The following is a 14,072-nucleotide window of genomic DNA, read 5'->3' on the forward strand; positions in this document are numbered from 1 at the left end:
TATCGGCCATGGTTAACAAATTGATTGTTAATTTTTTTGTAATTCATGGATTTTTTCGTCACTTAGACCGTCTTTAACGAATATTAGGTATAGTATTTGCCATAGATTGGTATAGATTTACTATTTTTAAAGTTGAAAGGATATTTTATGGACGACAATTTTTCCCCTAGAGTAAAAGATGTAATTGCTTACAGCAAGGAAGAGGCCTTAAGATTGGGCCACGACTTCATTGGTACTGAGCACTTAATGCTTGGATTACTGCGTGATGGCAATGGAAAAGCAATAAGCATTTTAGACGCATTGGATGTGGACTTGGATCACCTGAGAAGAAAAGTGGAGATATTAAGTCCTGCCAATCCAAACGCTGGTAGTGCACAAAAGGACAAAAAGAACCTGCATTTGACCAGACAGGCGGAGCGTGCTCTGAAAACAACATTTCTGGAAGCTAAATTATTTCAAAGCTCCTCTATCAATACAGCCCATTTATTACTGTGTATTCTGCGCAATGAGAACGACCCTACCACCAAATTATTGCATAAATTAAAAGTGGATTACGATGGGGTAAAGGACCAATTTAAATCAATGATAACCAGTGATGACGATTATATAGACTCTCCAACTTCCGAATCCTTTCCCAGTGATTCAGACGAACCCAATGAGGAAAAAGAAGGAAGTTTCGGCACCTCAGGAACAGGACAAAAAGGAAGTAAAAAATCCAAAACCCCCGTTTTGGACAATTTTGGGCGCGACCTTACCAAAATGGCCGAGGAAAACAAGTTGGACCCAGTCGTGGGCCGTGAAAAAGAGATAGAAAGGGTTTCGCAAATCCTTAGTAGAAGAAAAAAGAACAATCCCCTATTAATTGGAGAACCTGGTGTTGGTAAAAGTGCCATTGCCGAAGGTCTTGCCCTGAGAATTATTAACAAGAAAGTCTCAAGAATTCTTTACAATAAGAGAGTTGTAACCTTGGACTTGGCATCCTTGGTGGCCGGCACCAAATATCGCGGCCAATTTGAAGAAAGAATGAAGGCGGTCATGAACGAATTGGAAAAAAACGATGACGTTATTTTATTCATTGATGAGATCCATACCATTGTAGGAGCAGGCGGAGCAACTGGTAGTTTGGATGCCTCCAATATGTTTAAGCCAGCTTTGGCAAGGGGAGAAATTCAATGTATAGGAGCCACTACTCTTGACGAGTACAGACAATACATAGAAAAAGATGGTGCATTGGAAAGGCGCTTTCAAAAAGTAATTGTTGAACCTACAACCGTCACGGAAACCATTGAAATATTAAAAAACATTAAAGGCAAATACGAGGACCACCATAATGTAATTTATACTGACGAAGCTATAATTGCCTGTGTAAAACTTACAAACAGGTATATGACCGATAGATTTCTTCCAGACAAGGCCATTGATGCCCTGGACGAAGCCGGATCTCGTGTCCACATCGTAAACATGGATGTTCCAAAACAAATCTTGGAATTGGAAAAACAGTTGGAAGACGTTCGTGAATTAAAGAATACGGTCGTTAAAAAACAGAAATACGAGGAAGCTGCAAAGCTGAGGGACGATGAAAAAAGGATAGAAAAAGATTTGGCCATTGCCCAGGAAAGATGGGAAGAGGACAGTAAACTTCACAAGGAAACCGTTACTGAGGATAATGTTGCGGACGTGGTATCCATGATGAGCGGTATTCCCGTGAACAGGATTGCACAAACAGAAAGCAACAAATTGGCAGAATTGCCAAAGCTTATCAAGAGCAATGTAATAGGGCAGGATGATGCAGTTGCCAAGGTAGCCAAGGCTATTCAACGTAACCGTGCCGGTCTTAAAGATCCGAACAAACCTATTGGCTCCTTTATCTTTTTAGGACAGACAGGAGTTGGTAAAACACAGCTTGCCAAAGTATTGGCTAAAGAATTATTTGATTCCGAGGACGCCTTGATCAGAGTGGATATGAGCGAGTATATGGAGAAATTCGCCATATCCAGACTAGTTGGTGCACCTCCGGGATACGTAGGATACGAGGAAGGTGGACAGTTGACCGAAAAAGTACGCCGTAAGCCTTATTCCGTTATTTTGTTGGATGAAATTGAAAAGGCCCACCCAGATGTATTCAACATGCTTCTACAAGTGTTGGATGACGGCTATTTAACAGATAGTCTTGGCAGAAAGATCGATTTTAGAAATACCATCATCATAATGACCTCGAACATTGGGGCAAGACAACTTAAGGATTTTGGTCAGGGAGTTGGTTTTGGTACCTCAGCAAAAAAGGCCCAAGCAGACACCCATCAAAAAAGTGTTATTGAAAATGCCTTAAAAAAGGCCTTTGCTCCGGAATTCTTGAACAGAATTGATGACGTAATTGTATTCAACGCACTGGAACGTGAGGATATTCATAGGATAATAGATATTGAACTTAACAAATTGTTCCTTAGAATTAAGGACATAGGATACGATTTACAACTTACCGACAAGGCCAAAGATTATATTGCTGAAAAAGGCTTTGACAGGCAATACGGTGCAAGACCGCTTAAGAGAGCCATTCAAAAATACATTGAAGATGCCTTGGCCGAAGAAATCGTAAATTCCAAATTAGAGGAAGGTGATACTATCCACATGGATTTGGATGAAGCAAAAGAAGAGCTTACCATTAACATCAAAAAAGCAGAAAAGTCGTCCAAAACCTAGTTTGGACCACAATATAAAAGAAAAAAGGAGTAGCCATTGGCTACTCCTTTTTTTTTAGGTATTCCCCAAGCTTTGTAAGAAATAAAACACAGTAATCCAATTTCCACTCCACATAAACGATTAAAGTGTCTTTTATCTAATAATTTTTTAAATAGTTCCACTTAATTCTACATTCGCTCCAGACACACTATATAAAATACGAAGAATGAAAGTCGGACGACCCAAGAAGACTATTATCGTACGAGAATATCAACTGGACATTGGAAAAGTACAGGTATTTGACGATTACATGGTTTCTATTTTTGATGAAGGAAGCACTATTACCAAGGAACGCGTTTTTCAAATTATTGGTATCATGGAAATTCATTTCAGAAATAAAAATTTCGGTTACATAAGTTTAAGAAAAAATTCCTATGCCATTGACCCAATGGTATACAGTCAGATCAGGGAAATAGATAATCTCAAAGCTTTCGCCGTAGTTTCTATCAAAGAAATAGACATGCACAATTTTAATATTGAGAGACTGTTTTACAAAAAATCCATGAAATTTTTCATTGACCAGGACAATGCCCTTGCATGGATTAAAAGGCGTGTAAAAACAGCGAATATTGACTAAATTATGTCATTATCATGAATTGATAATGACATACTATTTTTCACTTTCCCTCTGGACACCTTCAGGTTCCGGTACATGAAAGAGGTCCAAATAAGCCTTGCCAATATTATCGATTATCCCACTTGCAATTAAGGCCTGAAAACCACAGTTCTCTACGGCAATATCAGCCGCTTTACCATGAATATACACTCCAAATATAGCCGCATTTAAGGGCAAATATCCCTGTGCAATAAGCCCAGTTATAATTCCAGTCAGCACATCGCCACTTCCACCAGTTGCCATTCCCGGATTCCCAGTAGTATTTACATAGCCTTTATCCCCATATATTATGATGGTATTAGCGCCCTTAATTATAACGATACAATCGTATTTTTTGGAAAATTCCTTGGTCTTTTTCAACTTGTCAAAATCATCCTTCCATTTTCCAATGATGCGCTCCAACTCCTTGGGATGTGGCGTTAAAACGGTTTTCGATGGCATTTTTTTGAACAAATCAGGATTCATGGAAAGTATGTTCAGGCCGTCCGCATCTATAACCAAAGGAACCTTATTCCTATTCAGAAATTCGGAAAACGCCTCAACGGAAGACTTACTTGTACCAATGCCGACCCCAATACCAATTACACTCGGGGACAAACTAAAATCAATATTTGTAATTTCCCCCTCTTGGCTATCCGTTAAGACCATTGCTTCGGGCAAGGCCGTTTGCAAGGGCAAATAGCCACATTTAGGTACATAGGCAGTGACCAATCCGCTGCCTGCGCACATACAACCTTTGGCAGCCAAAACAACAGCCCCGATCTTGCCATAACTGCCCCCGATAATCAAAGAATGTCCATAACTGCCCTTATGGGAATATTTTTCCCGAGGCATATACATTGATAACGTTTCACTTTTGCCAACCAATTCATATTCAGATTCTGAATTGGCTAAAAATTCCTGATCCAAACCAATATCCAAAATCTCCCAGTGACCTATATATTTACCGGTTTCGGGAAGAAAAAACACGAGTTTCGGTACTTGAAAAGTAAGCACATAATTTGCCCTTATTACCCCATCCTTATTAGGTAGTCCACTTTCCATGAAGAGTCCGGAAGGCAGGTCAATTGAAAGTATAAATGCACTTGAACCATTAAGGTGTTGCATTAGTTTAACAACCCAAAGATCAGGTAGCCTGTTCAATCCAATTCCGAAAATGGCATCGACCACAATATCCTCTTGCCCAATAACTGGTAATTCAGATTCTTCGTTCAAAAAATTGGGCCATATCTTTATTTCCTTTAATCTATCAAGATTTATTAAAAAATCTTTTGACCTATGCTCACTATAGTTAACTACATGAACCTCAATATTATATCCGTGTTCCCGTAAATGCCGGGCTAGCACCAACCCATCACCTCCATTATTACCAATCCCACTGAACAAATAAATCTTTGTTTGCGCACCTTGCAACCGCGAATGTATCCAGTTAAAAATCTGAATTGCAGCCCTTTCCATGAGTTGGTCACTGGATATCCTCTCCTTATCTATTGTGAATTTATCAGCATCGTATATCTGTTTGGTATTAAAAATCTTCATTCCATAAGATTGTTTAGTAAAAATTGATGATTTAGTAAAAATCCCTCCAAACGTTTGATTGGGCATTCAAAAATACTACATTTGATTCTTTATATTTATGATGACATTTAACAATCTGGACATAAAACTACCTAAATCACCATTATTTGATGGTTGCATTGCTATTACCGTTATCAGCAACACTACCCCATTGGGGTAAGCTACTACATATACGTCCATTACACAATTTTATCAAAATACAGTTTTTATTACTTAATCCTATTGAACCATGAAAGTTCTAAAATTCGGTGGTACTTCGGTTGCCAACGCTAAAAATATAAGCTTAGTAAAAAACATTATAGCCAACCTTGAATCGGATAAAACCGTAGTTGTGGTTTCAGCTCTTGGCGGAATTACAGATCTGCTATTAAAAACCGCAGCTTTGGCTTCCTCACAGGACCAAACCTATAAATCTATTTTAAAAGAAATAGAGGACAGGCATCTATTGACAATTAAGGAACTAATTCCCATTCATTCCCAAAGCAAGGTACTAAGCAAGGTAAAAAGTGAGCTCAATACACTGGAAACACTTCTTGAGGGGGCTTTTCTCATTGGAGAGATCACCCCTAAACTATCAGACAAAATTGTTAGTTATGGAGAGTTGCTTTCCTCCTATATTATAAGCGAGTATTTTATTGTTGAAGGATTGGACATTTGTCATGCCGATAGCAGGCAGCTCATAAAAACCAACTCCAATTTTGGAAAGGCGGCCGTAAACTTCGAACTAACAAACCAAAACATCACTGCTTACATTGAGAATTGCAAAAACAGTGTTATAGTCATAGGGGGCTTTATTTCCTCTGCTGTAAACGGCGATTCCACCACTTTGGGAAGAGGAGGCTCGGACTATACCGCCGCAATTGTAGCCAATGCAATAAATGCGGAAGTTTTGGAAATATGGACCGATGTAAGTGGCATGTATACCGCCAACCCGAAAATAGTAAAACAAGCTATGGCCATTCCCCATATTTCTTATGAAGAAGCTATGGAACTGTCCCACTTTGGGGCCAAAGTCCTTTACCCTCCCACAATTCAACCGGTATTGACCAAGGGTATTTCCATAGTCATTAAAAACACTTTCGATCCAGAAGCTCCAGGTACTTTAATTACCAAAAACAAAAATGGTCAAGGTAAAACGGTCCGCGGCATAAGCCATGTGGAAAATATTGCTTTGGTATCGCTTGAGGGGCCCGGCATGGTGGGAATCACCGGTATTTCCAAACGCTTTTTCGAAGTTATTTCCACTGCAGGCATCAGTGTTGTAATGATTACCCAGGCTTCATCGGAACATTCCATATGCATAGGAATTGATAATCAGGACGCTGACCATGCGGTACAGGTAATTAACGATGCTTTTGATATAGAAATTTCCCTAGGTAAAATAAAGCCGGTAATAGCAGAAAAAGATTTGGCTATAATCGCTCTTGTTGGGGATAATATGAAAAGTCATCAAGGCCTAAGTGGAAAAATGTTCAGTACCCTTGGCAAAAACAACGTTAACATAAGGGCAATAGCGCAAGGCGCTTCCGAAAGGAATATATCCGCTGTTATCCTGAAGGAAGATGTTAAAAAGGCGCTCAATACCTTACATGAAGAATTTTTCGAAGAAAATGTAAAGCAATTGAACCTCTTTGTTATGGGGGTAGGTAATGTAGGGGCAAAGTTTTTGAACCAGATACAATCCCAAAAGAAATATCTAAAGGAAAAACTAAAACTTAATATCAGGGTTATTGGCATGTCCAATTCCAGGAAAATGATTTTTGATGAAGATGGAATTCCCCTTAAAAACTGGCAAGAACTGCTAAATAATGGAGAGGAAGCCAACAGGGAATTATTTTTTGACAAGATTAAAAAACTCAATTACAGAAATAGCATTTTTGTTGACAATACTGCCAGCCATGAAGTTTCAGAAACCTACAATTCCTATTTAAGAAATAGCATTTCGGTGGTAACCTGCAATAAAATTGCTTGTTCATCGGCTTATGACAACTATCAGGAATTAAAAGATCTGGCAAGACAGTACAATGCTCCTTTTCTTTTCGAAACCAATGTTGGAGCAGGCTTGCCAATTATAGACACTTTAAAACACCTAGTGGCATCGGGAGACAAAATACTTAAAATTCAAGCTGTACTGTCCGGTAGTTTAAATTTTGTATTCAACAATTTTAACGACAACACTACATTCCATGATATAGTAAAGGAAGCACAGGTGGAAGGCTATACGGAACCAGACCCCAAAATAGATTTGAGCGGGGTGGATGTTATGCGTAAAATATTGATTCTGGCAAGGGAAAGCGGAAATGTACTGAATATTGAGGATATACAAAACAATCCTTTCTTACCTAAAGAGAGTTTGGAAACAACCAACAATGAAGATTTCTTCAAGTCGTTGACGAAGCATGAATCATCGTTTCAAGAGATGTACAAGAAGGCAGTGGACGAAGATAGCAAGTTGAAATATGTGGCCCAGTTCGAAAACGGCAAAGCCAGTGTAGGCTTGCAACGTATCCCAAAAGGACATGATTTTTACAATTTGGAAGGAAGTGACAATATTGTGTTGTTCTATACAGAACGCTATCCCAACCAACCCATGATTATAAAAGGGGCCGGGGCCGGAGCCGATGTTACGGCATCCGGAATATTCGCCGATATTATACGCATCGGTAATTTTTAAGGAAGTTGGATAAGACTGAAATGAAATTGATTTTAAATGAAAACTAACGAAATAAGAATCTTTTGTCCTGCTACCATTGCAAATGTTTCCTGTGGCTTTGATGTTTTAGGACTTGCTTTGGACTCCGTAGGTGATGAAATGGTAGTTAGGAAAACCAGTGAAAAAGGCATAAAAATCACTAAACTCATCGGCCAGGACCTTCCCACAGAGACCTTGCAAAATGTTGCCGGAGTTGCCGGTCTGGCCCTATTGGCAGAAAGCGATCAAGTTGGCGGTTTCGAAATCGAAATTTATAAGAACATAAAGGCAGGCAGTGGCATAGGAAGTAGTGCTGCCAGTTCTGCCGGAGCCGTATGGGCCATGAACCAGTTATTGGGTAAGCCTTTTAGCACTTTGGACTTGGTGAAATTTGCCATGGAGGGCGAGCGTTTGGCGAGTGGGGTTGCCCATGCCGATAACGTGGCCCCTGCCCTATTTGGCGGTTTTACCCTGGTACGCAGTTACCTACCCTTGGATATTGTAAAAATTCCGACACCCCCAGAATTGTATGCCACAGTTATACACCCGCAAATAGAAGTTAGGACATCGGACTCCAGGCGGATTCTTAAAACATCAATTTCTTTGGAGGACGGTATTAAGCAATGGGGCAATGTTGGTGGATTAATTGCCGGACTATATACCAATGACTACGCCCTAATTGGAAGATCTTTAGTAGATCATATCGTAGAACCCATCCGCTCCATTCTTATTCCAGGATTCGATAAGGTCAAGGAAGATGCCTTAAATGCCGGAGCTCTAGGCTGCGGAATTTCAGGCTCTGGCCCGTCTATATTTGCCCTGAGCAAAGGAAAAGAGAACGCTATTAAAGTAGGTGAAGCCATGAGAAATGTTTATGAAAAAATTGGTGTTGATTATGATGTACACGTATCAAAAATTAACACGGAGGGTATTAAAATACTAGAAAATTGAGAAACAAGTCTGCATGAAGTTTTGAAATCAGAACTAAAAAATATATTTCACCATAATAATAATTACCAATGAACTTTTATAGCCTAAACAAACAAGCTCCAAATGTATCCTTCAAAGATGCCGTTATAAAAGGAATTGCCCCTGATCGCGGGTTATATTTCCCAGAGTCCATTACAGCATTGCCCAACACTTTTTTTGAAAAGATAGAAGATTACTCCCATCTTGAAATCGCCTATTTGGCTATACAGCAATTTGTGGGGGATGATATCCCAGAAGAAGCTTTAAAGGAAATACTTGCAGATGTATTGGATTTTGATTTTCCCATAGTGGAAATTGAAGATGGGGTGTCCACATTGGAACTCTTTCATGGCCCTACCTTAGCTTTTAAAGATGTGGGAGCTAGATTTATGGCGAGATGTCTTGGATATTTTTCATCGGAGAACACAAATGATGTTACCGTATTGGTAGCGACTTCCGGAGATACCGGAGGTGCCGTAGCTAATGGATTTCTTGGAGTGGAAGGGGTTAAGGTTGTTATTCTATACCCTAGTGGAAAGGTTAGCGATATACAGGAAAAGCAGTTGACTACCTTGGGCAAAAATATTAAAGCCTTGGAAGTGAACGGCACTTTTGACGACTGCCAAAGTATGGTGAAATCAGCCTTTTTGGACGAAGAGTTGATTCAGAATATGCAATTGACCTCTGCCAATAGTATTAATGTGGCTAGATGGCTTCCCCAAATGTTTTATTTTTTGTTTGCCTACAAGGAGATGAAATCCAAAGGCAAGGAAATCATATTTTCAGTACCTAGTGGCAACTTTGGAAATATCTGTGCAGGTATTATGGCCCAAAGGTTGGGAATGCCTTGCAATCATTTTATTGCTTCAACGAATGTGAATGATGTAGTTCCGCGTTATATGACAACTGCTTCCTATGACCCTATGGATTCCATCGCCACTATATCCAACGCCATGGATGTTGGGGATCCAAGCAATTTTATTAGGATTAGGCATTTGTACAATGATAATTTTGAAGAGCTCTCCAAAAACCTATCTTCCTATTCCTTTACGGATAAAGAGACTAAAGGGGCTATGCTTAAATTATACAACGATTATTCCTATGTAGCAGATCCACATGGTGCCGTGGGCTATTTGGGTTTAAAGAAGTATCAGGAAACCCATCCGGACACCTTTGGTGTTTTTCTCGAAACAGCACACCCTGTGAAATTTTTGGATGTTGTTGAGGATACGATTCGTGAAAACATAGACATACCGGATAGCATAGTGAAAGTTATGGGCAGGAAGAAAAAGGCAATCAAAATTGCCCAATACGATGAACTAAAGGACTATTTATTAGGTAAGTAAAAAGAACCTAGTTGAAGATTTTTTTACATTTGACCAATGCAGAGCCTATTACCTGATGCATATCGTAATACTTATACTCTGCTAGCCTTCCACCAAAAATAATATCGTCCTGTTCGGACAATGCCCTGTATTTGGTGTAAATTTCATTGTTCCTTTGGTCATTAATGGGGTAATAGGGTTCCTTATTACCAGACCACTCCGTAGGATATTCTTTTGTAATTACGGTCTTTTTCTGAGTCCCAAATTCAAAATGTTTATGCTCTAAGATACGGGTATAAGGTATATCCGAGGCAGTGTAATTTACTACGGCATTGCCCTGGTAATTTTCCATATCCAAAGTTTCGTGCTTGAACTCCAAACTCCTGTATTCCAGTTTACCATAGCAGTAATCATAAAATTCATCAATCTTTCCAGTAAACACAACCTGATTTGCCAATGACATTAATTCGGCCTTATCCTTAAAGAAATCGATCTCTAACCTTGTTTCAATGCCATCCAATAATCCATTGACCAACTTATTGTACCCACCAATTGGAATTCCTTGATATTTGTCATTAAAATAATTATTGTCAAACGTAAATCGCAAGGGCAACCTTTTAATGATAAATGCCGGTAGCTCGGTAGCTTTTCTCCCCCATTGTTTCTCAGTATACCCTTTGATCAATTTTTCATATATGTCCTTTCCTACCAACGACAAGGCCTGTTCTTCCAAATTCTTTGGATTTTCAACCCCTACTTCCCTGACCTGTTCCGCTATGACCGCCTTGGCCTCCTTGGGGGTCTTTACCTTCCATAGCTGATAAAAGGTATTCATATTGAAAGGCAAATTATAAAGCTCATTATTATAATTGGCTACTGGGGAATTGGTATATCTATTAAATTCCACAAAGCCATTTACATAATCCCAAATTGCTTTGTCGTTGGTATGAAAGATATGTGCCCCGTACTTGTGTACATTTATACCCTCCACTTCCTCACAATAGACATTGCCCCCAAGATGGGGACGTTTATCGATTACCAGGCATTTTTTACCTTTCTTCTTGGCCTCATGGGCAAAAACAGCACCAAAAAGTCCAGCTCCAACAATCAGGTAATCATATTTCATTTTAGGTCAATTAGAGTAAGCATTATGTGATAAAAAAGTAAAACTAATGCATATTATAGTGTTTACGAATTGAATTCAAAAAAAAAATCCCTTTTGCAATAACATAACTATATTTGTAAGGCTTAACAATCAACCTGTAATGACCAATTTATTTTACATCTCCCGAAATTACAAGGCTACCAATAGTGCGGCCTCCAAGCCCAAAACAGATTGCGAACGGATTTTGGATAATATAGGTTTCAAAAATTTAGGCTTTAAACAGACTACTTTTGCCAGTTCGGCCATTGGAGCTATAGTAAGTTTTCTTGGCATTACAAAAGGGGTTATTCGTTTGCCTAAAAACTCCACCTTGGCCATTCAATACCCCCTAAGCAAATATTACAAATATATTACCACCATAGCGGGAATTAAAAAATGTAAAATTGTATTGATCATTCACGATGTTAAATACCTCATGGGGAAAAACAAGGACATTGCTCGGGAAATGAAAAAATTTTCCTGTGCCGATGTGATCATAGTACATAATGACAATATGAAGAAGTGGTTCGAGGAACAGGGATCCACTGCTAAACTAATACCGCTGTACATGTTCGATTATTTGGACGATAGCTCTAACTATATTACTCCAGAATTATCTAAGAACGGTATGTTCGATGTAGTTTTTGCCGGAGGATTGGGAATGGCAAAAAGTGCGTTTATTTATAAATTGGATGCCCTAAAAAACAATAGTTTTCATTTAAAACTATACGGTAGTGGTTTTATAAAGGATGACGTAGAAACAGCAAACTCCATCATAAGTTTTGAGGGCATGTTTTCACCGGATGAAGTGGCCAAACACATAAAAGGTTCCTTTGGCTTAGTTTGGAACGGTAATTCCATAACCGAATGTGCCGGTCATTTTGGGCAATATCTTTTATATAACAATCCACACAAAACATCCCTTTATTTGCTTTGCGGTCTTCCTGTAATAATTTGGGATAAAGCTGCCATCGCAGACGTTATCAAAGAACGTCATTTGGGTATTTGCATTTCGTCCTTGGAGGAGTTGGATGGGAAATTGAAGGACCTGTCCAATCAAGACTACCAAAAAATGGTAAAAAATGTGGCCGAAGTTAGGAAAGAAATTATTTCAGGTGGATTTTTAAAAGAAGCTATGAACAAGGCACTTGTAGAACTTTCCTGATTTATTTCAAGACAATTATTAATCCAGTAGTGGCAATTTAAAATTGTCCAGAGGGCTGGGCAGTTTCATCACCGCCTCTATAGCTTCGGTAGTCCTCGGGGCCATTCCCGATAAATTTACGGGACCATCTTTGGTAATTAGGATATCATCTTCAATTCTTACTGCAATCCCCCACCACTTCTTATCACAATCACTGCCTTCCGGTATATAAATTCCGGGTTCCACGGTGATAACCGTGTTTTCCTTAAAGGGCTGGTAAGTTCCTTTATCGTGAACATCGAGCCCCAAATAATGGGAGGTGCCATGCGGAAAATATTTTCTGGCCTTTTCAGGGCTATCAATAATCCCAAGATTAATCAGACCTTGCGCAACAACTTCATTAGCCGCTTCTCCAGGCGCCTGAAATGTAGCCCCTACCAAACTGGCCCTTATTCCAGCTTCTTGTGCGCTATACACGATATCGTAAATCTGTTTTTGTTCCTTAGAAAATTTTCCATTTGCCGGAATGGTTCTGGTAACATCAGCAGTATATCCGTGATATTCGGCTCCTAAATCCATCAACACCAAATCGTTCCCCACCTTAGGTTTATTATTTTCAATATAATGTAAAATACAGCCGTTATTACCGCCACCAACAATAGAAGGATAACCTTCATATTCAGCGCCGTACTTCTTATAGACAAACTCATGTACACCTTGTATTTCCATTTCGGACATATTGGGGTGCATGGCTTTCATTACCTCCAATTGCCCCACTGCAGAAATCTCCACGGCCTTCTTTAAAAGCACCAACTCTTCCTTGGTTTTAATTTCTCTTAGGTTGTTCATTATCTCCTCCAACTTGGAGCTGTTAAGATTATTGGATTTCAACTGTAGGGCTACCTTTTCCTTAACTTCGTTCCTTGATTTATCATCCGCGGCACCAACAAAATCAACCAACAACTTATCCGAATTTAATTCCTGATAATAGTTCAAGTACCTCCCCAAGGTTTGGGCAACATTGGCACTATTTTCTAAATCCGTAGATTTGATCATACCATAAAGTTGTTGTTTAGTGGCATTATAATCCGATGGATAATTGGATTTCTCCTTAAAACTTCGCACTAAATCAAATATATCCGCAGGGTCAGTGCCATCCCTAAAATCATTTTTAAAGTCGAAAAATAGCACATTATCAAACTTGGAAAAATCAATGTCCGAGCTCAAAAATTGTTCGGCATTAAAAGCACGTTCAAAACCCAATTGCTTTTTTACGCCTTCCACCCCCAGTCGCTTACCGTTCCATTGTTCCGCTTTTTCATCCCTTTTTTGAGCGTAAAATACCTCGTCAAATCCACTGCCTGCATTATCCCTTTGCATTTCGGAATAAATAATCAAAAGGGCATTGGGCTCTCTATAACCGGTTAAATAATAAAAATCCGGATCCTGATGATATATATAATCCACATCATTTGCCCTATTCCTTACGGCGGCGGCAAAAAATACAGCTACACTGTTTGGAGGCATGGCCTTACGCACTTCCTGTCGTCTTCCATTATGAAAATCCGCAGTCAAAAAATCGTTGGGGACCTCCTGGGCTTGAAACCAGGAAGCACAGAAAAGAAAAAAAGAAACCACCAATAAATTCTTCATAGCTATGCAATAAATTAAAGTTTAAAAATAATCAATTTTGATACCAAACCAATCGAGCGCTATAAATAGTGGGCAAAAAGTTATCCTTAAAATCCATAAGGACACAAAATACATAAAATTCAATTTAAACAATTGGGCCACTCCATTTGGAAAACGTGTATATCCCATTTAACATTAATTTGTGCAAAACTATAAGTCTATAGATTTTCCCT

General features: G+C 39.1%; 10 protein-coding genes. 6 read left to right on the forward strand and 4 right to left on the reverse strand.

Annotation, left to right across the window (positions count from 1 at the left end):
- Window positions 1–147: 147 nt before the first annotated feature.
- The gene (locus CWD91_RS06450; protein ID WP_103440157.1) at window positions 148–2,700 is read left to right on the forward strand and encodes an ATP-dependent Clp protease ATP-binding subunit; all 2,553 of its coding nucleotides are present in this window, start codon (window positions 148–150) and stop codon (window positions 2,698–2,700) included.
- Window positions 2,701–2,905: 205 nt separating this feature from the next.
- Window positions 2,906–3,316, forward strand: coding sequence for an STAS/SEC14 domain-containing protein (locus tag CWD91_RS06455; RefSeq protein WP_103440158.1), 411 nt, complete (start codon window positions 2,906–2,908; stop codon window positions 3,314–3,316).
- A gap of 33 nt (window positions 3,317–3,349) precedes the next feature.
- Here the strand turns inward: CWD91_RS06455 and CWD91_RS06460 are convergent, their stop codons facing one another.
- Together CWD91_RS06460 and CWD91_RS22640 are read right to left on the reverse strand one after the other, a co-directional pair.
- Window positions 3,350–4,894: an NAD(P)H-hydrate dehydratase gene (locus tag CWD91_RS06460; protein WP_103440509.1), complete on the reverse strand. Its 1,545-nt coding sequence runs from the start codon at window positions 4,892–4,894 to the stop codon at window positions 3,350–3,352.
- 75 nt (window positions 4,895–4,969) lie between these two features.
- The gene (locus tag CWD91_RS22640) at window positions 4,970–5,113 is read right to left on the reverse strand and encodes a hypothetical protein (protein WP_157943739.1); all 144 of its coding nucleotides are present in this window, start codon (window positions 5,111–5,113) and stop codon (window positions 4,970–4,972) included.
- A gap of 49 nt (window positions 5,114–5,162) precedes the next feature.
- Here CWD91_RS22640 and thrA point away from each other — a divergent pair, with 49 nt between their 5' ends.
- The 3 genes from thrA to thrC all read left to right on the forward strand — a co-directional run bounded on the left by thrA (window position 5,163) and on the right by thrC (window position 9,940).
- On the forward strand, window positions 5,163–7,607 hold the full coding sequence (thrA, locus tag CWD91_RS06465; RefSeq protein ID WP_103440159.1) for a bifunctional aspartate kinase/homoserine dehydrogenase I: 2,445 nt from the start codon (window positions 5,163–5,165) through the stop codon (window positions 7,605–7,607).
- Between the two features lie 36 nt (window positions 7,608–7,643).
- A complete protein-coding gene (locus CWD91_RS06470) occupies window positions 7,644–8,576 on the forward strand; it encodes a homoserine kinase (protein ID WP_103440160.1) in 933 nt (310 codons plus the stop codon).
- Between the two features lie 68 nt (window positions 8,577–8,644).
- The gene (gene thrC, locus CWD91_RS06475; protein ID WP_103440161.1) at window positions 8,645–9,940 is read left to right on the forward strand and encodes a threonine synthase; all 1,296 of its coding nucleotides are present in this window, start codon (window positions 8,645–8,647) and stop codon (window positions 9,938–9,940) included.
- A 7-nt stretch (window positions 9,941–9,947) separates the two neighbouring features.
- On the opposite strand, the gene glf is transcribed toward thrC, so the two are convergent.
- On the reverse strand, window positions 9,948–11,045 hold the full coding sequence (gene glf, locus CWD91_RS06480) for a UDP-galactopyranose mutase (RefSeq protein WP_103440162.1): 1,098 nt from the start codon (window positions 11,043–11,045) through the stop codon (window positions 9,948–9,950).
- A gap of 139 nt (window positions 11,046–11,184) precedes the next feature.
- On the opposite strand from glf, the gene CWD91_RS06485 reads away from it, so the two are divergent.
- Window positions 11,185–12,228, forward strand: a complete 1,044-nt coding sequence (locus CWD91_RS06485; RefSeq protein ID WP_103440163.1) for a beta-1,6-galactofuranosyltransferase — start codon at window positions 11,185–11,187, stop codon at window positions 12,226–12,228.
- A gap of 18 nt (window positions 12,229–12,246) precedes the next feature.
- Here the strand turns inward: CWD91_RS06485 and CWD91_RS06490 are convergent, their stop codons facing one another.
- Window positions 12,247–13,860, reverse strand: coding sequence for an aminopeptidase P N-terminal domain-containing protein (locus CWD91_RS06490; RefSeq protein WP_103440164.1), 1,614 nt, complete (start codon window positions 13,858–13,860; stop codon window positions 12,247–12,249).
- Window positions 13,861–14,072 lie beyond the last annotated feature (212 nt).

This window comes from Arenibacter hampyeongensis (genome assembly GCF_002909255.1).
GTDB classification, from domain to species: domain Bacteria; phylum Bacteroidota; class Bacteroidia; order Flavobacteriales; family Flavobacteriaceae; genus Arenibacter; species Arenibacter hampyeongensis.